This is a genomic window from Flavobacterium procerum (assembly GCF_042431625.1).
Lineage (GTDB): Bacteria > Bacteroidota > Bacteroidia > Flavobacteriales > Flavobacteriaceae > Flavobacterium > Flavobacterium procerum.
In genome coordinates this window covers 23,034-46,219 of record NZ_JBHLYW010000007.1, presented here as the reverse complement: position 1 = coordinate 46,219, position 23,186 = coordinate 23,034, and the positions used below count along the sequence as shown (strand labels likewise).

10 protein-coding genes are annotated in these 23,186 nt (G+C 35.4%); all 10 read right to left on the bottom strand.

Annotation, left to right across the window (positions count from 1 at the left end):
* Nucleotides 1-163: 163 nt before the first annotated feature.
* Entirely contained in the window at nucleotides 164-727 is a 564-nt protein-coding gene (locus ACFFLS_RS05690) for a hypothetical protein (RefSeq protein ID WP_379685575.1), read from the bottom strand.
* A gap of 13 nt (nucleotides 728-740) precedes the next feature.
* Nucleotides 741-3,014, bottom strand: coding sequence for a GH92 family glycosyl hydrolase (locus tag ACFFLS_RS05685; protein WP_379685574.1), 2,274 nt, complete (start codon nucleotides 3,012-3,014; stop codon nucleotides 741-743).
* A 34-nt stretch (nucleotides 3,015-3,048) separates the two neighbouring features.
* Nucleotides 3,049-4,842, bottom strand: a complete 1,794-nt coding sequence (locus ACFFLS_RS05680) for an alkaline phosphatase (protein ID WP_379685573.1) — start codon at nucleotides 4,840-4,842, stop codon at nucleotides 3,049-3,051.
* A gap of 248 nt (nucleotides 4,843-5,090) precedes the next feature.
* On the bottom strand, nucleotides 5,091-6,833 hold the full coding sequence (locus tag ACFFLS_RS05675; protein ID WP_379685571.1) for a RagB/SusD family nutrient uptake outer membrane protein: 1,743 nt from the start codon (nucleotides 6,831-6,833) through the stop codon (nucleotides 5,091-5,093).
* A gap of 15 nt (nucleotides 6,834-6,848) precedes the next feature.
* The gene (locus ACFFLS_RS05670; protein WP_379685570.1) at nucleotides 6,849-9,818 is read right to left on the bottom strand and encodes a SusC/RagA family TonB-linked outer membrane protein; all 2,970 of its coding nucleotides are present in this window, start codon (nucleotides 9,816-9,818) and stop codon (nucleotides 6,849-6,851) included.
* A gap of 176 nt (nucleotides 9,819-9,994) precedes the next feature.
* On the bottom strand, nucleotides 9,995-13,693 hold the full coding sequence (locus ACFFLS_RS05665) for a two-component regulator propeller domain-containing protein (protein ID WP_379685569.1): 3,699 nt from the start codon (nucleotides 13,691-13,693) through the stop codon (nucleotides 9,995-9,997).
* A gap of 324 nt (nucleotides 13,694-14,017) precedes the next feature.
* Nucleotides 14,018-16,468 (bottom strand): beta-glucosidase, encoded by a 2,451-nt coding sequence (locus ACFFLS_RS05660; RefSeq protein WP_379685568.1) that lies wholly within the window; start codon nucleotides 16,466-16,468, stop codon nucleotides 14,018-14,020.
* 751 nt (nucleotides 16,469-17,219) lie between these two features.
* Nucleotides 17,220-18,110, bottom strand: a complete 891-nt coding sequence (locus ACFFLS_RS05655; RefSeq protein ID WP_379685567.1) for an alpha/beta hydrolase — start codon at nucleotides 18,108-18,110, stop codon at nucleotides 17,220-17,222.
* A 304-nt stretch (nucleotides 18,111-18,414) separates the two neighbouring features.
* The gene (locus ACFFLS_RS05650; RefSeq protein WP_379685565.1) at nucleotides 18,415-20,727 is read right to left on the bottom strand and encodes a glycoside hydrolase family 3 protein; all 2,313 of its coding nucleotides are present in this window, start codon (nucleotides 20,725-20,727) and stop codon (nucleotides 18,415-18,417) included.
* Nucleotides 20,728-20,737: 10 nt separating this feature from the next.
* Nucleotides 20,738-22,996 carry a TonB-dependent receptor gene (locus ACFFLS_RS05645; protein ID WP_379689234.1) on the bottom strand — a complete coding sequence of 753 codons (2,259 nt, stop codon included), beginning with the start codon at nucleotides 22,994-22,996 and terminating at the stop codon, nucleotides 20,738-20,740.
* Nucleotides 22,997-23,186 lie beyond the last annotated feature (190 nt).

Sequence of the window (23,186 nt, the reverse complement as noted above, 5' to 3'; positions counted from 1 at the left end):
AAAATCTAAGCAAAATGAAGTCTTACCAAATCAAAGTTCAAAACCGTAGTTCTCCGCTGAGAGCTTAAAAAGAGACTTTTTCAATCTTTATAAAATTGTTGAAAAAAACAGAAAACCTCAGCAAATCTAAAGATTAGCATTTTTTTATTTTCTGCATGTATTATTAATTCACTACTTTTACTAGTGTTGGATTAATTCCTAACGGATTCTTGATGATTTTGCAGATCAAAGGAAAGTCAGGATTTTTGATGATCCACATCTCGGTTTCGTCGATCTGTGCCACTACATGGAATGCATCCACGATTTTGCCGTCAATCGATACGGTATTTTTATCTTCGCTTTTATCCAGAACATAAGTTGTGTTATTATAAACGAATGAACCTTTTTTGACCAGATCCTGATAAGCCGACTGCGAAATCATAAAGAACGTTTCTGTCGGTTTTAAGTTTAAAACCGGTGCATATTCTCCCTGATTAAAACTTAATTCGATTCCGTTTTTTACAGCTTCGGGAAGCATAACTATTTTACTTTTTACGCCTCTTGTTTCCAGTTTAAAAGCCAATGCATTGTTGGAAGTTTCAGCCGTAAGCTGTAAAGTTCTCGTTTGTCCGTGAAGCTTGCAGACATAATGCAATTGGGTATTGTTTTTTAATGTTGGAATGTAATTCTGAGAAATTCCTTTCTGATAAACAATACAGAAAAGAATCATTAAAAATATATTTTTCATCTTGTTCATCATTTTATTTTGCAGGTGGTAGAATTGTTGTTCCCCAAGCTGAAGGTTTCGAATCCATTTCTAAAATCAGTTCTCCTCCGTTATTGATATCCTCATGCAAAATCCATGCTTTGTTGTATGGTTTTCCGTTCAGCAAAGCGGTTTTGATGTATCTGTTTTTATCACTCATCTTTTTGGTCGTGATTTTAAAACTTTTGCCGTTTTCTAATTTCATAACCGTTTCTTTTATCAAAGGCGTATTAATCAGATAATAAGGCTGTCCTGCATTCGGATACAATCCCATCATGTGGAAAGCCAGCCACGAAGACATCGCTCCTGAATCGTCGTTGCCAGGAAGTCCTTCTCTTGACGTATTGAAATTGTTCTTGATGATGGTTCTGATTCTGTCGCTGCTTAAATACGGTTTTCCAATCCAGTGATACAGACAAGGCGTCAGGAATGAAGGCTCGTTGGCAACATTGAACAGATTATTGTCAAAGAATATATCCAGTCGGTTTTCGAATGCTTTTTCTCCACCTGATTTTTTTACCAGTTCCGGAATATCGTGCGGCAGGCTGAATGAATACTCCCATGAAGTCCCTTCGTAGAAAAACACGCACCAATGGCAGACATACCAGGGAGATTCGATGATGACAGGCGTATATTTAAAAGTCGGTTTCTGGATTTTAGATTCTCCGAAAACGACATCATCCAGCCAGTTTCCGTCTTTGTCTTTCGGCATGATGAATCCTTTTGCTCCATTATTTTCATAATCTGCACGCCATAAATTCTGCCAGCTTTCAGCCTGCTTCATGTACTGATTGTACAGTTCTGTTTTGCCTAAGCCTTTGGCTACTGTCGCAATATTATAATCGTTGTATGAATAATCGATTGTTCGGTTTCCTGCGCGGTCGGTGCCGTACGGAACGTAACCTAATTTAAGATAATCCAAAAGTCCGCCTCTTCCCTCTCTTTCCTCGTTTCCTCCCGGAGGTACTGTAGCATCCTTGATCATGGCCTGCAGAGCCAGTTCGTAATCGATTCCTTTTAAGTTTTTCACAAAAGCATCGGCAATCACAACCTCAGCATTTGAACCTCCCTGCGTTCTTCCGTTATCATTTCCGCTTCTTCCTTCAGGCATGTATCCTTCGCGTTTGTAGATATTCAGCATTGCGTTTATGATGTCTACTTTACGTTTAGAATCTATTAAAGTAATTAATGGGCTTGAAGTCCTGAAGGTGTCCCAAATCGTATAAAAATCATCATAATACGGTTCGTCGTTTGTCCATAACGGATTTTCTCCTGTTCTGTCAACCGGCATTATCATGGTATGATACAAACCTGTGTAGAACATTTTTCTGTATTCTGCCGAAGTATCATCCGATAATTTGATTCGGCTTAATAAATCTTCCCATTTGTTTTCTAAAGCGGCCAAAACGGCATTGAAATTCCAATGCGGGATTTCGACTTCTATATTGTTTTTGGCTTTTAATTCGCTTAAAAAGGAAATTCCAATTTTGACATTCAGTTCCTCTTTTCCTGAGTTTCCAAAAGAAAGCAACGCTGCGGTTTTCTTTCCGGAATCAAAATGCGCTTTTTGATTGCTGTAAAATTTTCCGTCCTTGAAAGTGACATATCTGGCAATCGGCTGGTCGAAAACGGCCCAGAAATAAACGGTATAAGCACGTCCGTTATTCCATCCTCCTCGAATTCGACTGTAACCTCTTACTTCTGTGTCTGAAACAATTTCTATCTGAGAACCTACAAATTGCTGGGCTTCTCTGGCATCGGGAATTTTTTCTTCTCCAAGGAAAAATCCTGGATCAATCTTTAATTCCTTTGATTTATTTTTTGGATAAGTAATTCTGTAAAACGAAACTTTTTCCCCAGTTGTAATTTCTGTTTTAATATTGTTTTCTTTGAAAACCGTTTCATAATAACCCAGTTTTACATTTTCTTCTGCTCTGAAAGAAGTCTGGTCCATTTTGTCCAAAGCTCCCGAAAACGGCATAATCTGAATATTTCCGTATTTCGGCCCGCCACCGGTTCCGCTCACGTGTACCTGACTGAATCCTGTGACCTCTTTAGGCATCGGAAGCCAGCCACTGTTCGGGCTTGAGGTACAGTCCGGACTCGGCTTCACCATTCCGTAAGGGCACGAAGGGCCGATAAAAACCCTGCCAACGCCTTCTGAACCAATCATCGGATCGACGTATTGGTGGACGTTCTGACCATTGCTGTTGAGTGCAAAGAGTAAGGTTATAGCTGAAAAAATTAGAATATTGATTTGTAGTTTCATTTTGTATTATTTTACTATTCGGTCTTCTCCAATTTTATTGCAATAGCGAAAGTATTTTACTGAATACTTCATTATTTTCATAAACACCTTGAAAATCTTTTGAGTGCGGCCCATAAGAAAAAATAGGAACCATTGTCGCCGTATGGTCATTGGTTATAAAATCACCTTCGATTATTCGTTTTTTTACATTTCCTTGTGGAATAGCAAATCCTGAAGTTTCGTGATCTGCTGTTACAATAACCAAAGTTCCTTCATTTTTATCAGCAAACATAAGCGCCTGACCAATAGCTGTGTCAAAATCAATTGTTTCGGCTACTATTCCGCCTACATTGTTTACGTGTCCGAAACTATCTATTTGCGCTCCTTCAACCATTAGGAAAAAAGGCTTTTTCTTTCTATTCAAAAAATCAAGACTGTACTTTGTCGCATCTGCCAATAATTCTCCTCTTCCTTCTAAAACCGATTTAACTCTGCCTTCAGAAATAAAAACACCTACGGTATCATTCACTACTGTTTCTAGTTCTTTAACAGAATTCAATAACTTGAATTTAGAAGCCAAGGAAGTATTTTTGAAAGTAGCGGCACCGCCTCCAACAAAAAGATTCAATTTACTTTTTACTAAATCTTTAGCTATTATTTCTGTATTTGATCTTTCTTCAGTATGTGCATAAAAAGAAGCTGGCGTAGCTCCCGTAATTTCGTCTGTTGTAATTATTCCTGTTGAGAAATTTCTTTGTTGTAGGACTTCTAAAATATTCGGAATTGGTTTTCGCAGACTGTCTGTTCCAATTGCTCTGTTGTTTGTTTTTTGACCTGTTGCCAATGCTGTTCCCGCTGCTGCAGAATCTGTCGTGAAATCATCTGCCGATTGTGTTTTTATAAAACCAATGCTTTTCATCTGTGTTACAGATAAGGCCCCGTTATTAGCCAAAACAGCCGAAGAAATTTGAGACAAGCCGTTTCCGTCTCCAATTAAAAGAATAATATTTTTTACAGGAAGTTCTTTCTGATCGGTTTTATAACTTGGAATATAAACTTTTGAGGAATTACTTGCCGTAACCAATCTTTTAGGAAAAGATTGCAAGTACTGAAAACAATTATAAGGCGAATCGGTATTAATGATATCAACTCCTAATTCAACAAAAGCTTTCCATGAACTTTTGGTATCTGGACATCCCCAAAAACGAAATGGTTTGTTATTCGCCTTTACTTTTGTAATTACTGCTTTTACTCGATTGTAATCATCATGAGTCAATCTTCCTAAACCATTCCAAACTGAATATTTTTTAAAATCTAAACTGATCATTGCCACTTTTTCCCAGTTTTCTTTTGAAATAGTTTTGTCTATTTCCTGATAATCAAAAAAGATAAAATCAGGATATTTAAGATACATTCCCGCATCTGGTCTATTGCCTGATATTATGATTTTAATATTCTTATTTGCAGTTATTGCATTATATTTTTTTAAGACCGAAATAAGCTTATTTAAAGTAGCTACGGCTTCTGTTTTAATGTCTATCAGTAAAAATAACTTGTGCTCTTTTTTATAATTCATTTTTAGAGCCGTTTCTAACGGTTTTAAATATAAATCTTCTAAAGTTCTTGCAGCAGAAATTCCTTTTTCATCGTGAGACACATACAACATATTGTCTTTCAAAAAAATATCGGCTTCTATAGACGAAGCACCGTTTGCATAAGCATTCCAAAAAGGAACTGTTTGATTATAATCGTTATGAGAATGTACTGCAACTAAATTTTGAGAATACAGCTGATCACCTGCTACCCAGAAAAATAGGGACAGCCAGATGAATAAAAATGATTTTTTCATTTTGAATAAATTGATGAATTTTGAATGAACAAAATAGCAGATTGGCAGTAGGGGGCAAAAAAGGTTTGTCGGCGGAGATTATCAGCCAAAATAAATGCTTGAAAAAAATGAAAAAAAAAACAGGGTGTTTTTTTAAAGGTTCAAAAACTACCCTGTTTTAACAACTAACACAAAAAGACTGCCTATTTTACAATAGCGCACTATACAATGGCAGTCTTCGATTCAACGTAAAAAAAATAAACTAAAACTTAATATCCTTTATTTTGTACTAAATATCCAGGAGTATTAGATGCACCGTCAATTGCTACCTGCGGAATCGGGAACAATCTCTTGTTTACATCTGTATCTGATTTTTCTGTCCATTTGTCTTCAAAATGACTGAAACGGATTTGAGTGTTTCTTCTTAAACCTTCCCAGTAAAATTCGAAACCATATTCTCTGTACAAAATATCTAAACTGATTGCAGGAAGCGCAGCAGGAACTGGGGTACGAGCTGTTCTTGAAGTCCTAACTGTATTCATATCAGCCAACGCACCTGACGTATCTCCTTTTCTTAATTTAGCTTCAGCACGCATCATCAAAATTTCGGCGTATCTCAGCATTATCATGTCTACACTACTAAATGTGTTTCCATCAGGAGAAGTATGGCTAAATTGGTATTTCGATACTCTATATCCAGAATAGTGCATACTTCCTTCCTTAGTAAAATCAACTTTTTCTGTAAGGTTTACATAACCAACGTTTTTATCAGGTCCATTTCCTTTAATTTGTTTAACTGGATAAATTCTGTATCCGCCATCACATTTATAAAATGCTCCGTTAGCATCTTTTCTTGCAGCCCAAGGAATACCTCTCATAATTCCTCTGTCTATTTCAAAATCTTCAGCTTTAACACAGTAATAGTGGTTTTCATCATTTAATGGAGAAAGTCCTGTAAGATCTTTCAAATGAGCTGGTACTTTTGCATTGTCCTTATAAAATCTTGAATCAGCTTCGGCTGGATCTACAGAACCGTAAGCGTCTACCCATGTACGATAGAAATCTGAAGTAATCGCTGGACCGTCTGTACCATCTGCATTGATTGATTCTGGTCTTGGGAACATAGATCCTGGTATTGACCAATAAGCCCAACGATTGTGCTCATCAGCCAAAACTCCACGCTGATCTATCGAAAAGATTACTTCTTTGTTTGAGTTATTGTTGTCATCAAATAAGTCAAAATATTCTGGAGATAAACTGAATTTACCTGAGTTGATAATATTATCTGTATATTTAATCACCTTATCCATATCGGCTGCAGCAAATGTAGGAGTCCCATAAGGATCGCGATATACAGGAGCATTTAGATATAATTTAGAAAGAAGCCCCCAAACCGCAGCTTGAGTCATTCTTCCTGGACCTTTATCTTTATTGATTACATCAGCAACTGAAAGTAATTCATTTTCAATGTAAGTAACAGCATCTTGTCCTCTTAAAATTTCTGAAGTAGACGCCGATGATTCTTTTTTGAATACCAATCCCCAGCTGTCTAATGTCATCATATTTAAATAAGCTCTTAGTGCCTTCATCTCGTAAAGTGCTCCTTGTGCTTCTGTATTTCCGCTTTCTGCAAGAGGAGTCAATACTTCAATAGCAGATAATGTTCTCGAAATATTTTTAGTAAGCGCGTTCCAAGTACTTGTAACCAAGTCATTAGTAGGTGTTGTAGTATGCGCATGTACTGCTAAATATTTACCTCCATCGTACCAATCAGTTCCTCCTCTGTAAGGCAAAATACCTTCATCACTGGCGATTAACTGTAAACCAAAATTATTTGTATGGTACCACGTAGATTTTAATTGTCCATAAGCTGGAGCAATCGCACCGCTGATTGCTTCTGCTTGTCCGGCTCCGTTTAAGGATTCGTCAAGCACTTTTTCTTCTAAATCTGTACAGCTCCAGGTAAATAATACGCCTAATGCAAGAGCTGCTATAATTATTTTATTTTTCATGTTTTCTTTTTTTGATTAGAATGCTACGTTTAATCCAAATACAATGGTTCTGCTTCTTGGGTAACTAAAGTAATCAATACCAAAAGCCTGAATTTCGCCCACAGAAGTTCCAGTATTAATTTCAGGATCATAACCGCTGTATTTTGTGATTACAAATAAATTCTGTCCTGTTACAGAAAGACGTATATTGTCCATCACATCACCAAGTCCAACTAATTTTGGGCTTAAGTTATATCCTAAAGTCGCATTGTTTAATCTTAAATAACTTCCATCTTCTAAGTATCTTGTAGAAACTGTATTAGAGTTTGTAGAGGCTTCGTTTAAATATTGTGAAGCTCTGTCTGTAGTATTAAAAGAGTTTGCTAAATTTCCTCTATTGAATGAAGTCATTGCAACGTGATTGTAGATTTTATTTCCGCCTGCACCATTAAAATTAGCAACGAAATCAAAATTCTTGTATTTTAAATTCAAGTAAAAAGCATAGATATAATCTGGCAATGCACTTCCTGCAACAATTCGGTCATTATCTAGAATAGAACCATCTCCATTTGTGTCTGCAAACTGATTTTGACCATCAGGACCAATTCCTGTAAAATCAAGCATGTAGAAAGAACCTATTGGGTGTCCGTTCAAAACTCCGTTGATAGTTGCTCCAGTTTGTCCGCCACCTTGCGCCGCTCCAGTTGTCAATATTTTATAAGGAGAGTTTACTACTTTATTTTTTGTAAAAGATACATTTCCACCAATGCTATAAGAGAAGTCTTTACTTTTGTCACTGCTGTAATCTAAAGCAACTTCGATACCGTTGTTTCGAACTTCCATATTAGGAATATTTGTCCAATATGTTGATGCAGGTTGAATAGGGTCTACCGGCGCAACTTCTAACAAAATGTTATCTGAAACTTTGTTAAAATAATCAACAGTACCTGATAACCTGCTATTGAATAAACTAAAATCTAAACCAATGTTTGTTTGTGTTGAAACCTCCCATTGAAGAGCTGGATTTGCTAAACGAGTATAGATTGAACCATAAGGATAACTAGCTAAATCGGTATCAGTCGGATCTAGTGGATAAGTATCGTAGCCACTGTTGCTTTCTGTATAACTTGTTTTTGTCTTTTTAGAAGGAATTTCCTGAACACCAGTTTGTCCCCAGCTTGCTCTTAATTTAAGATTATTTACAACCTCAGACTCTTTTAAGAAATCCTCTTTAGTAATGTTCCATCCCAATGCTACAGATGGGAAATAGGCGTAACTATTGTCACTACCAAATTTAGTAGAACCATCGGCACGCAAAGTTGCGGTCAGCAAATATTTGTTGTCATACCCATAGTTTAATCTTCCGAAGAAAGACTGAAGTTCATTTTCTACCGCAGAAGAAGACTTGCTTCTAAGGTCTCCAGCAGCTCCAATTTGATTTTTAGGTTCTACACCATTATCCGGAAATCCTCTAAAGTTAAAATTCTTCTGATTTACTTGAGTTTTCTGATAAGACTGACCTGCCAGAACCGTAAAATTATGAGCCTTAACATTAAAATTATATGTTAATGTATTTTCGTATAAAACATTATTATTATTCGTAACAATGTTGTTCAAAGTACTTTCGGTTGTATTAGTAGCCGAAGTATATGGCAAAACTTGTATATCTCTTTGAGACATAGAATAATCAACTCCAAGATTAAATTTATAAGTTAATCCTTTTATAAATTCGTATGATGGACTAATATTAGCAAGAATACGATTGTTGGTTGTTTCATCAGAATAAATTCTCTGACTGATTAAAGGATTTACAGCATCGTTACTTAAGTTAACATTTGGTTGTCCGTTAACATATACTGCGTCAGTAGGATTCAGTGTAAGCATATTTCCAACAACATTTCTTGCATCTGGTCTTGAATTTTCAAGTTTAGTTGCTGTCAAGTTAAAGGCAACATTTAACTTATCGTTTAATGCTTTTTGGTTTAAATTCAAACGTCCTGAATAGCGTTTTAAATCACTATTTTGTAGAATACCTTCTTGGTTATCCATACCCACAGAAGCTGCATAATTTGATTTGTCTGTTCCGCCGTTCATCGATAAATTAACATTTTGAGAAACTCCAGTTCTTGTTAATTCATCCTGCCAGTCTGTATTTGCTCCGCCATCTTGTAAATTTCCGTTTACAGCAGCAACTTGTCTTCTAAATTCATCTGCACTAAACACATCTACTTTATTTGCTAAAGAAGAAAATCCAGTAGTCATAGAAAGGTTAATTTTTGCCTGTCCTTTTGCTCCTTTTTTAGTTGTAATTACTATTACTCCATTTGCAGCTCTAGAACCGTAAATAGCCGCAGCAGACGCATCTTTTAGAACATCAATGCTCTCAATATCTTGAGGATTAATAAAGTTTAAAGGATTTGTAGCAACACCATTACCAGAGTTGTCAAGAACAAATCCGTCTACAACATATAAAGGTGTTGTTCCAGAACGTAAACTTCCAACTCCACGAATAATGATATCTTGATTTGCACCAGGTTCACCACTTGCTGCCGTTACATTAACCCCGGCAACTTTACCTTGAATCAATTGTCCAGCATTGGCAACAACTCCTTTGTTAAAGTTTTCGCTTTTTACAGAACCAATGGCTCCAGTTACATCCGATTTCTTTTGAGTACCGTAACCTACAACTACTACTTCGTTTAAGGTGCTCACTTCTTCTGCTAAAGAAACATTCAGTTTTTGAGTCCCTGAGAAAGGAACTTCTTTTGTTTTAAATCCAACGTAAGAAAAAACTAAAATACCCTCATTTTGCTGTACTTTAATTACAAAATTTCCGTCAAAATCTGTTGTAACAGCTCCTTTTGGTTCTCCTTTAATATAAACAGAGACACCTGGAACCGGCACTTTTTCTACATCAGAAACCACAATTCCTGATACATTTCCCTGCGCATAGGAGTATGACATACATCCGAAGGCAAGAAGTAATAATGCATAAATTTTTTTCATTTAAAATAGTTTTTTTGTTTTGCCAAAAGTATTTTAACGGTTCCTTCAAAGGGAGGATTTTTGTTTTCCAAAAGAGGACTTTTAATTCAATTTAGGACAGGATTAACAGCAAAAAAGCGGAATTTTGCACATTAACATTGTCCTAACTTTGTGCAAATACAGGGCTAACAAAAATTCTAAACTGTGTACTCTTTAAGTTCTTTAAATTCTTTAGGAGTTTTTCCGAAATACTTTTTAAACGAACGTCCAAAATATTTTGGATCGTTATACCCGCATTCAAAACTTATTTCTGAGATGTTTAATCTCTTCGTTTTCAATAAAACTTCAGCCTTTTGTAATCGAAGCGACATTAAAACATCTGAAGGAGATTGGTTTAAAGTTTCCTTAAAAATGCGATAACATTTTACTCTTGAAGTACCCAATTCCTCAACAAGCATTTCTACATTAAAAGAAGGATTATGCAATTGCTCCTTAATTATTTCTAAAGCTCTTCTTAAAAGTCGTTCATTTGCTGTGACATGTTCGTTGTCTTCTGTCAGGATCTCGAATATTTTCTCTTGGATTTTATGCTCTCTCAACGGTTCGATATTGTGATTAATCAAGCTGTCAATTTTTTTCCTCACAAATGATGCACTAGCTGGAAGCTGAATATGGGTTTCAATTCCAATTTCCAATAATTGTTCATTCAATTCATAATTGATATCTTCTGAGATATAAATCATCGGTATTTTAATATTCGAATTTTCTTTGTTTAATTTTAGAAAGTCAATCAGCTTTTTGGAAAATTCTGTCTGATACAAAACCAAAGCCGAAATATCTATTTGTTTCATGACTGAATTCAAATTGAAAACAGAACTTTCAAAAATCAGATTAAAGTTTTCGCTTTCCAAAACTTGGCTGGCAGCTGGATTATTGTATGAATCGCCAAAAATTAGAAGGGATTTTTTATCAGAAGAAAACTGATCTGCATTATTAAAATTTTTCCACGAAATGGTTTCCTTAAAATTAATATCTGGATCAACAACTACTATTGGGATACATAAAGTCATACCAAAATCGTTTCCTGAAAATGGAATTAATTCTCCGTCCAAATCTTCTAGTAAAATCTGCAACGCTTTAAAATAAGGACTGTAATGCGAAATATTGTACCAATTGTCTTTTAGAATAATACTATCCGAAGTCGCTTTAATTTCGATAAAATTATTTTTGTAAGCAATTGCAATATTCAAAGTACTGTCTCTATCTGAATATTTGCTTAAGTCATTAAAAAAATATTGCATCGCCAGTTTTAAACGAAGAACGTCTACAATAGAAAAACATTCAGAATTATCTATTTCGCAGTTAAAATTGACTTCATTAAACTGTAAATCTTTTTTTAGTCTTTCGACATTATTTTTAAAAATGGGAAAAAGATTTGCTGTTGATTTTTTTGTTGGGCCAAGATCTTTTACATGTTCCAGATAATTCCATTCAGAAATAAGCTTTACCAGCTTGCTCGACTGCAATATTAAATCACGATGCGTTTCTGCATCTTTTTTAAACGTACTTGAACTTTTAATAATTTTGGATATTGGTTCCTGAAACTCAGCCAGCATAAAAGTCTTAAACTTTTCTATCTCGAAATTTTCCTTTTTTAAGTTACTATGAAGAATCAGAAGTTTTTCTTTTTGCTCAATGATTTTTCTGTTTTTTTTATCCAGTTCTTCATTAACTTGTTCCATTTCTTTTTTCTGATTTTCAATAACAGCAGTTCGAGCCACAACTAGTTCCTCCAGATATTTTTGCTGTACGAGCGCTGCTTTATTTTTTACATAAACCACGACAATACAAACTAGAAGGATAAAACCAGACAAGAGTATGTAAAACAATATCGATTCATAAAATGCTTTACCTATTTGAAGAGAAAAATAAGCAGGTTCCGGTTTTCCGTCTTTGCCTTGTTTGATTACAAAGCTGTAATTGCCAGAATAAAGATTCGAATATTCTATTTTATTATTTGCAGGAAGCAAAATCCATTTTTCATCTCTTCCTTCCAGTTTATAATAAATATCTGTTTTCTTTATTCTTGGAAAAAGAATTGGAATCACCTCAATTTCTAATGAATTGTTACTAAAGCTTTTTTTGATTGATTTTAATGAATTATCAATACCATCAATTTTCAATTTAATTTTCGCTTTAGAATTGCTGGAACAGATAGTTCTTGGATTAAAATAATTAAGACCTTCTACTCCGCCAAAAAATAAATTCCCTTTAAAATCCTGATAATATGCTCCTTCTGAAAACTCTGTTCCTTGCCATCCGTGGTTAGGATGATAAGAAGTAACTGTGTATTTTTTTTTATCAATAGAAGCAATTCCTTTCGTAGTGCTAATCCAAACTTTATCGCCGTTGTCTATAAGTCCGTATACCATATGACTAGGTAATCCTTCAGATTCTGTAATATTTTTTACAACACCTGTTTTTTCATTAAAAACTGTTACACCTCCCAAAGAAGCAATCCAATAATTATCAGATTGATTGTCTACAAAAACAGAATATATACTGTTTCCTAGAATGCCTTCTTTTGTTGTAATTCGCTTTAAAGAATTATTCGCAAGATTAAATACAATCACACCATTATTTTCGGTCGAAATAATAAGGTTTTGATTGTTTTTTTTAACATTCCTTATATGATATTTACTTAACAATTCCTGCCCTTTAAACTTTTCGAATTGTCCAGTTACCAAATTAAATTTAGCCAATCCTCCCCAGCATCCCATCCAGAGCTGTTTATTTTGATCTTCGCAAAATGAATAACATCTATTAATAGAAGCCCCACCAGAATTGTTTTTTTCGTAGCTAGTGCATTTATTATTCAAAATACGCAAAATACCTTTATAAGTTCCTGCCCAAAGACTCCCATCACTTGAGGTAAACAAACTTCTTATTCGTTCCCAATCTGGGTTCGATGCGGCTTTGTCTATTTCAAATTTTTCAAAAAAATGACTTTTATCGTTAAAACAATAAAGTCCCCTTGTATAATAACCTAGCCAGATTTTTCCTTTATCGTCTTTTGTAATGGCTCGAATTGTTTCGTCTGGAAGGTAAGGTTGTTTCAGAGGATGCGGCAGAATAGAATTTATTTCTTCAGAACCTGTAAATGCCATACTTAAGCCTCCATCTTTTTGGCCTAGCCATATATTTCCGAAATCATCCTGATGAAGTGTTTCTATTTCATTATTTTTAAAAGAATACGGCGAATACAAATCTGCTGTAAGATGCTCTATTTTGTTTTCATTATTTATAATATACAATCCGTTTTCACGAGTAGCAAACCATGTATTTCCCCATTTATCTTTTAAAACATCATTAATAATTAATTTAGGGTGTTTTGAGAGTAATGTTTTTTTTAGATTACTGAAGTCGGCTTTTTTTACATTATTTTGAGATATCTCTACAAATGATTTGTCTATGTATTCGAAATAGGCTGTATTAGTTTCCACCACGATATTTGCCTTTTGCGATAAAAAGATATTTTTAGGCGTGGTTTTAAACTTAAATTCGTCAAATTCTTCATTTCCGAGATAACAGTTTACATGACCTTCCTTGGTGATAATCCAGATTTTTCCGGTTTTATCTTTTTCTAATTTAGTAATATAGTTACCCGAAATGGATTTGCGATTATTTAAATTATTTTTAAAAACCTTAAAGTTATATCCGTCAAAATAATTTAGACCATCCCAAGTAGCAATCCATAAACCTCCGTCATTATCACTTTCAATATCAACAACTGAATTGTTAGACAATCCTTGATTTGTCGTAAAATTTTCAAATTTTGTATGCTGGCCAAATGAGAATATTGTAAAAAGATAAAATAATAGTAGTAACCTATTCATCGCACATTGTTTTAACTCACAAGAATACAATACGGAGTTTATCTAAACATAAATAATGCGTTAAGTTTAGAAGCAGAAGAGATAACTTTTCTACCACAGAAAGCGAATGTTGTCAAATTAATTATACAGTAGATTTTCCTTAAACGGAATAAATCTTGACATAATAATCATATAAATTACGGATTACAGGTCTATAATAACCCTTATTTTCTTTATTTCCAGTCTTTATCTTAAAACTAAAGAGAAACGACAACCTCATAAACAAATAAACCGTCCCGATTTTATTCGGGACGGTTCATCACTAACTAACCAAACGATAACTAATTAAGGTTTAAGCTCTGTAAACTTCGAATCTAATTCGAAAGCTTTCTTCACTTTCTCAACTGTTATTTCTTTTGCAACCGAAAATTTTGCTGTTTTCTTAATGTCTGATGAAGAGGCTCCTACCAATACATTATACTCCCCAGCTTCGGCAATCCAAGCGCTTTTATTCTCTAAAAAAGAAGCTAGGTCTTTTGGAGATAAAGTCAAAGTTAAAGTCTGACTCTCGCCTGCTTTTAATTCTTTTGTTTTAGCAAAAGCTTTTAATTCCTCTTTTGGTTTATCAATAGATTTTGAAGGAGCTGCAAGATATACCTGTACTACTTCTTTTCCTGAAACTTTTCCTGTATTTTTTACCGTAACAGAAACGGTCAGTTTATCTTTGAATGATGATGAACTCAATTTCACATCGGTATATTCAAAAGAAGTATAGGATTTTCCGAAACCAAATTCGTATGAAGGTTTAATATTGAACGTATTAAAATAACGGTATCCAACATAAACACCTTCTTCATAAGTTACTTCCTGCGGATTATCTGCTGGAATTCCGGGGAAATTTTTAGCCGAAGGAGTATCCGAATATTTCGTTGGGAAAGTCATCGTTAATTTCCCAGACGGATTAATTTTTCCTGAAACCACATCTGCAACAGAATGTCCGCCTTCCTGACCTGGCTGCCAAGCTAATAAAATAGCATCTACTTTATCTTTCCAAGAAGCGGTTTCGATTACACCGCCAATATTTAAAATCACAACTACTTTTTTCCCTTGCGCATGAAAAGCTTTTGAGATTTTATCCAACATTAGAATTTCTTCGTCTGCCATATTAAAATCATTGTCTACAACTCGGTCTCCGCCTTCTCCAGAATTTCTTCCAAGCGTTACAAAGGCAATTTCAGAACTTGATGCTTTTTTAGCGATAAAAGCATCGTCCATTTTTAGTTCTGGAAGTCTTTCCGGCAAAGCCAAAATTCCTCTTGCTTTTCTATTTTCTTTTTCAATTGCTACTTCTTTTTCAGCGTGAGGCTGATACAAATCAACCAATTCTTTGTCTAATTTATAACCTGCAGCTGTTAAACCTTCTAAAAGAGAGACCGTGTGTTTGTTGTTTACACTTCCGCTTCCTGTTCCACCCGTAATCCAAGCGTAAGAAGTCACACCAAACAAAGAAACCTCTTTTTGTTTGTCAGCAAAAGGCAGTGCATTTTTTTCATTTTTAAGCAAAACCATTCCTTCTGCAGCTGCATTTCTGGTTACTGCTGCATTTTTGGTTAAGTTTGGCTTATCGCTGTATTTGTATTTAGCAAAAGTCGGCGTGCGGAAGATGTATTCTAAAATTCTTTTCGCATTGGTATTGGCTACTTCTTGAGATAATTTACCAGAATTTAAAGCTTCCAATAACGCTTTTTTCTGAACAGGAATTCCCGGCATCAACAAATCATTTCCGGCAATCATTTGTTTTACCACTTCCGAATTTGAACCTTTTTGAATCGATTCGAATCCTGGGAAACCACCAAACCAGTCCGTCATTACAATTCCTTTGTAACCCCATTCGTTTCTTAAAACGTCTGTCAATAAATCTTTTCTCGCAGAAGTATATTCGCCATTTAATTTATTATAAGAAGACATCACTGTCCAAGGATCAGATTCTTTAACTGTGATTTCGAAACCTTTCAAATAAATTTCTCTAATCGCTCTTTCTGAAACATGTGCATTAACCGTTAAACGATTGGTTTCTTCATTATTTACTGCGAAGTGTTTGATTGAAGTCCCAACGCCCTGCGACTGAATTCCGTTTACAATTGCTGCAGCTGTTTTCCCTGAAATCAAAGGATCTTCAGAATAATATTCGAAGTTTCTTCCGTTCAATGGATTTCTGTGAATGTTTAAAGCAGGCGCTAATAAAACATCAACACCATATTCTTTTACTTCATTCCCCATTGCTTTTCCTACTTCTTCCAAAAGCGCTTTATTCCAAGTCGAAGCTAAAGCTGTTCCAACCGGAAATGCTGTTGCATAGTAGGTTTTTGAATCATTTTCTCTGGTTGGCGCAATTCTTAGACCTGCTGGCCCATCGGCTACAACCGTTGCAGGAATACCGAATCGTTCAAAGGCTGCAGTTCCCCCTGCTGCACCAGGAACCAATCCCTGTTTTGAATCGCCCACTGGGCCTGTTAAGACTTCGATTCCAGGCATTCCTGTTCCGATTAGTAATTCAACTTTTTCTGCATTGGTCATTTCCTTGATGATAGCATCAATTCTCTGATTAACAGAAAGACGTGTATCTTCCCACGGATCTAGTTTTCCGTTTCTGTTAAAATCGGCAAACGTAAACCCTTTAATCGTAACAAGAGGCGGATTCGTTTCATCACTCGGAATCCTATTCCATGATAAATTAGAAAGCACTAACGCCGTCAAAAGCGTTACTCTAGCTGTTTTTATAATTTTATGTTTCATAATATATAGTTTTATTAAGTCCTTTAAATTAATTTTCACGCAGATTTAAAAGGATTCAAGCGGATAAACGCAGATTTATTCTGATAAAATCTGTTCAAATCTGTCTAAATCTGCGTGAAACCTTTTCTCTTGTCGCTGCACAAAAAAATTGATTTTTTTTCACGCAGATTTAAAAGGATTCAAGCAGATAAACGCAGATTTATTCTAATAAAATCTGCTCAAATCTGTCTAAATCTGCGTGAAACCTTTTCTCTTGTTGCTGCACAAAAAAATTGATTTTTTTTCACGCAGATTTAAAAGGATTCAAGCAGATAAACACAGATTTATTCTAATAAAATCTGCTCAAATCTGTCTAAATCTGCGTGAAACCTTTTCTCTTGTCGCTGCACAAAAAATTTTATTTTTTTTCACGCAGATTCAAAAGGATTCAAGCAGATAAACGCAGATTTATTCTAATAAAATCTGCTCAAATCTGTCTAAATCTGCGTGAAACCTTTTCTCTTGTCGCTGCACAAAAAATTTGATTTTTTTTTCACGCAGATTTAAAAGGATTCAAGCAGATAAACGCAGATTTATTCTAATAAAATCTGTTCAAATCTGTCTAAATCTGCGTGAAACCTTTTCTCTTGTTGCTGCACAAAAAAATTGATTTTTTTTCACGCAGATTTAAAAGGATTCAAGCAGATAAACGCAGATTTATTCTAATAAAATCTGCTCAAATCTGTCTAAATCTGCGTGAAACCTTCTCTCTTTATTTAGTTAAAAATCCTTCCAGCGAAAGCCATTCTTCAAAACGAGTTTCCCAGGAATCAACTGGTAAATTTTGTTTTCCAGTTCCAAAACCGTGTCCGCCTTTTGAGTACATGTGTAATTCAACTGTCTGACCAGCATCCAGCCATTTGTTATACATTTGAATGCTTCTTGGAGCCAATTTCAACTGATCGTCGCTTGCTGCACAAACGAACATCGGAATCTTTTTATCTGGTGCAGGAACACTTAAAAGTTCTGGTCTTGGTCCACCATAAATATTTGCTACAAAATCTGGAAGCTGTTCTGGTTTGTTGTCTAAAACCGTTTCCATTGCCACAGTACTTCCAGCTGAAAAACCAATGATTCCGACTTTTTTAGTATCAATTCCATATTTTGAAGCATTGGCACGAACATAATTCAAAGCATTTTTTCCGTCCTGTGCTGCCAGTTGAATTGTCGCCAGAGAATTTTTTTCAAAAGCTGCTCTGTCTTTTAATTTATCCATCATTTCTCTTGCTGGATCATTTGTTTCGGTTTTGTTCAAACGGTATTTTAAAACAAAAGCAGTAATTCCTTTTTTGCTTAAAATTTCGGCCAGTTCTTTTCCTTCTCTGTTAATCGATAAACTCTGAAATCCTCCTCCAGGCGCAATTACAATGGCTGTTCCTGTATTTTTAATTCCTTTTGGAACTTGATAAACGATTAAAGTCGGATCAGTTACATTGTAGACCACTTCGGTTTTAAATAAATCTGAGTACATCTCCGCTTCTTTTTGTGTCCAGTTTTCAGATCCCGGTGCTTTTCCCTGATATAATTTTATCGTTTCCTGTGCTTTTACAGTTGTACCGACAAGCAGTAGAAAAGCAAATAAGAATGTGATTTTATTTTTCATATGAATTGTGGTTTTATCGTTATTTTTTTACTAATTAATCTCGCAAAGTCGCAGAGTCTCAAAGTTTTTTTCTTTCACGCAGATTTTAAAAAGATTTAAACAGGTGCGCGCAGATTATCAATTAAAATCTCCTCAATCTGCAGAATCTGCGTGAAAAAAAAATACTGTTTTTTTAATCTTTATTTTTTTAAGATTTAAGTAGAGACTTTAAATAAAAACTCTGCGACTCTGCGACTTTGCGAGATTAAAATTCAACACCAATAAAAAAACTTTGCGCCTTAGCGCCTTCGTGGCATTAAATAAATTACTGCTTCTTGTAAATCTCTGTTCGGGCATCTTTAATAACTCCTTTCCAGTTCAATCCGTAAGCGAAATCATAAACATTCCCTTCAGAGTCTTTGTGTGGAATCATATCATAAGGAACATCTTCAAATTGTTTTTCAACCGTTTCCATATTCGCTGGCATTTGAACCGGAAGTAATCCTGAAGGTTCTGTTTTTCCAGAAATAATATCTAAAACAGCCTGAGAAGAAACTCCGAAATTCAATACAATTCCGTCAACCTGTTTTTCGAATTCATTAAAAATCATTGGTTTTGAAGCAGTAACCGAAACAATAACCGGTTTGCCGTTCATCATATCTTTGGTATCGAGAATCGTTCTCAAATCCATTGTATTAGCTGCGGTAACGGTTTTGTTTTTATAGGTTCTGTCTTTAATCGTTGGATCGATAACTTGATCTCCAGCCGCGATACTTTTTGCTCTGGCTTCGGTTGCGGTGTAAGTTCCGTATTGAAGAGAAATCGGTACATAACCATTACTTCCGTTTTGTCTGTCTTTCAAATCATAACCGCCTTCTAAACTTTGTGGACTTGTTACAAAAACAATGGCAAAATCAGCTTTTGAAGGATCTTCGGTAACATTGTAATATTTCTTTACTAACTCTAGATTTACTGGATATTCTAGTTTTGGCTGACTTGCAACGCCCCACCAATCTTTGGTTGAAGCCGTGTAGATTTTCGGAATAAAAACGGTTTTCTTTTCCTTTAAAGGTAAAACAGCCACTTTGTTTTTCAATAAAACAACCGATTTCAATTGTGCTTCATATCCTGCTTTCATAAATTCAGGATTTCCGACAACTGCTTTCGTTTCTTCTACATTCAAATAAGGATTTTCAAAAAGACCCACTCTGAAAATATTCTTCAACAAACGAACAGCCGATCTTTCGAAACGAGCTCTCATAAAAGATTCTCCAAATTCTTTTACGCCCATGTCATAAGCTGCCAAAACTGGCATTTTATCATTATTCCCTCCAAACTGATCTACTCCCGCAATAATCGCTCTGTAATGTCTGTCATTTATAGAAAGATTTTCTACTCCCCAAGGTTTTCCTGCAAAAAGATTCGGCGTTTTTCCTTCGTCACCTGTTACTAACCAATCGGTACAAACTACGCCGTCATAGCCGTATTTATCTCGCAGTAAATCGGTAATAATATATTTGCTGTAACCATTGGCTACGTTTTCGTTGTATTTTTTATCCTGACCAAAAGTGATCGTATAATAAGGCATTACCGCCGAAGCTTTGCTTGTTTTTCCTTTCAGTTTAAAAGCACCATTAATAAACGGATCGATATGTTGCTGTAAATTATTTCCTGGATAAACTGCAAATTTTCCATAAGCCCAGTGTCCGTCGCGTCCGCCTTCTTCAGCACCACCACTCGGCCAGTGTTTTACCATGGCATTGACACTTTTGTAACCCCAACCCTCTTTGATTTCGTCTTTTCCGTAAGAAGTCTGGAATCCGTCAATGTAAGCTCTTCCCATATCTCTTGTTAGAGCCGGGCTTTCGCCGAAAGTCATTGAAATTCTGTACCATCTCGGCTCAGAACCTAAATCTATCTGTGGCGAAAGTGCTGTTGCAATTCCTAATGCACGATATTCTTTGGCCGCAATTTGTCCAAACTGTTCCACAATTTTCGGATCAAAAGTCGAAGCCATTCCCAATCCGTCTGGCCACATAGAAATGGTTCCTCCTGCTCCAGCATTAAACTCAGAAGTTACATTTGCCGTATGGCGTGGATCTGTACTCGTATTGCTCGGAATTCCAAGTCCAATTCCTTCTACAAAAGCCTGCATATTATTATTCCACAAAGCGGCCGTTTCTGGAGTCTGAACGCTTGTAATTAAAACATGACGCAGATTATCTTCTTTTAAAAAAGCTTTTTGCTGATCGGTTAAATCAGAAGTTTTGGCATTGCTTTCCGGGAATATTTTTCCGTTGTAAGTCCCTGCATTATAACCCGAAACTCCAGCTGGTAAAGCCTGATGACGACTGTAAAGCATCAATCCCGCGATTTGTTCCACCGACATTTTGGAAGCTAAATCTTTGGCTCTTTCATCTGGAGAAAGGCGCCAATCTTCATATTTATCCAGCTTTCCGTTTTTATTTAAATCCTTAAACTTTTTACCATTAACCGTCAATATTTTGATGCCAGATTCAGGAGAATATCCCAAATCTGCACCTTTATTATTTTTAACGATAGTAAAATTTCCTTGTTGTGCCTGCATCGTTACGTTTAGAAAAAAAGCGTAAGCGGCAGTTATGACTATTTTTTTCATAGAATGAAATTTAGAATCTGAAATTAAGTGACGCTTCTAAAGTGAATGGACGAATGTATGATCCAACCAAAAGCTGATCGTAATAACCTGAAGCATCTGTAATTAATTCTGCTCCGTTGATTGTTCCTTTTGCTCCTGTCTGATTTAAGAAGTTTACTGCGGTCAAGCCGATATCAAAATGATTGTTGATTTTGTAGTTTACACCTCCAAAGGTTTCCCATCTTGGCGCAAAATATAAGGCATTGGTCTGGTTCGCATACTGCTTGCTAAAGTATCTGAAACTCGCCCAGAATTTGAAATCTTTATACGTATAACTTGGATCAATTTCCATTAAAACTTTAGAAATTTCCAGTACGTTTTTATCGTTATAAGAATAGTTGTTTCCAAAAGCAGCAAAATCATAATTTTTGTAAACTGGATCTTGGAACGTAATTAGATAATGCAGATTAAATCCTTTGAATGGCGTTGCCACAATATCTGTTGTCCATCCTAAAGTTTGGATATCATAGAAAACCGTTGCTACTTCTGACTGAGTTGCATCTGCCGGATTCACTAAATTTAATCTTGCTAAATAATTATTTCGAGTTAAATAAGTTGCCTGAGAAACGATACTGAATTTATCATGATTGAAATACAATCCGAACGCCGCCAATGGACTTTTTGATTTCGCATTATTAGGTGCTACCGCTCCCGAATAACTTTCTAACTGTCCATTTTTTTCTGTGTAGGTAAAGTCGGCTAGAACTCCGGCTCTTTTGGTTACTTTATAAACCGCATTGATCGAACCGCCTAAATGAAACCAGTTGTTATCAAAATAGGTTTTCTGGGTTGGATCAAATAGTAAATCCGACGTTCTTGGTGTTAAGTAGTAATCTCCTTTTAATTTATGGTATCTTAAATTCACTCCGTAAGCCAAACTCAAACGGTCTGTAATGGTCCAGTTATCCGAGAAATATCCAGATAATTTATTTTCGAAACCATTGTGGTATTCACCTCCGACATTGTAGTTGTAAAATCCGTCAGCATCTGTGTTTGAAGTTCCGCCTGGTGTGTTACGAACCAATTTATCAGGGTTTGCGCTTACTGTTTGGTTAAAGAAAGAACGGCTTGATGTAAAATCATCAACTTGGTAATAATATTCCATTACACCAAATCTCCATTGGTGTTTTTCCACATTTTTAGTGATTTCAAATCTAGATAAAGCTGTTTTTGTAGGTACTCCGTCTGTGTACAGACCTAACATCGAATTTACATTTCCAACGTATGCATTACCGTTTGATTTGTAAGTGAAATTATCCCCAGCGGTAGCTTGAAAAATTCCCAACGGAATAGCAATTAACTGAGATGCTTTAGCATAACGAAAACGAGTTGAGAACTTAAATTTCCAGTCATTCGCTAAATCATAATTTCCTAAGATGTCAAAAGTATGAGAAGTAGATGCAGCGTCGCTTCCGCCCATATCAGCAAATTTCGTTTCACCCGTCATGATGTCTTTAAACTTCATGATTCCATCATTCACTATGTATGAATCACGCCCAATTCTAAAGTCGTTGTATTCTTCTACTTTTCCGCCTTCTTTGTATCTAAAAACAGCATAATTTGTTAAAGAAGCCGAATTGGCATATTTGTATAAAAAGCTGATTTGTCCTTTTCCGTTATTGAATTTCTTGGTTAAACCTGCTCTGTAAATCTGAGTTCGGTCTGAATATTTGGCAAATTTCAAATCAAAAGAGTTTGGATCAAAATTGGCATAAGCTCCCATTGTGTATGACCAGCCTTTTGCTAATGGTCCAGAAACATTTAGGTCGCCTTTCATCCATCCGAAACTTGAACCTGAAAAATTCCCCACGACTTCCAGTTTATCTGTTCCTAATTTGGTATAAGAATTAACGGCAAAACCTAAATCTCCGGTTGTAATGGCTGCTTCTCCAATTTTTAATAATCCAGTGCGTCCTAAACTTGTACTTTGTCTCCAAGTACGGTTTGGCAGTTCTGGCCAGAAATAATAAACCACTGGTAAGTCATTTTCCTGAATGGTAATTCCGCCCACAGTTGACGGTAAACCGATATTTACATCGCGCGGACCAGTATTGTTGGCCGCATTAAGCATAACATTTCTATTTTTTTCTTCTTTACTGTCTGTTTCAACAATTTTGATTGTTTTTTTAATTGAATCTGTGGTTTTCTGTTGTTTATTCTCTTCTTGTGAAAAAGCTTCAAAAGCTGGAAAAAAAGCCAGACAGATTGTGGAAATAATTAATTTTTTCATGAGTAGTTTAAGTTAGGTTTTCCTTATGAAATTTTCATTGCTTCATAATGAAGCAATATTAATTACTATTTCCCATTTCAGCAAATAAATGGTGTTATTATTTTCAATATCGCATAAAAATCCAACTATAAATTCCATAAAACCAACAAAAAAGCCCTATATCTTAATTGTCAAGCAAACACTTAAAAAA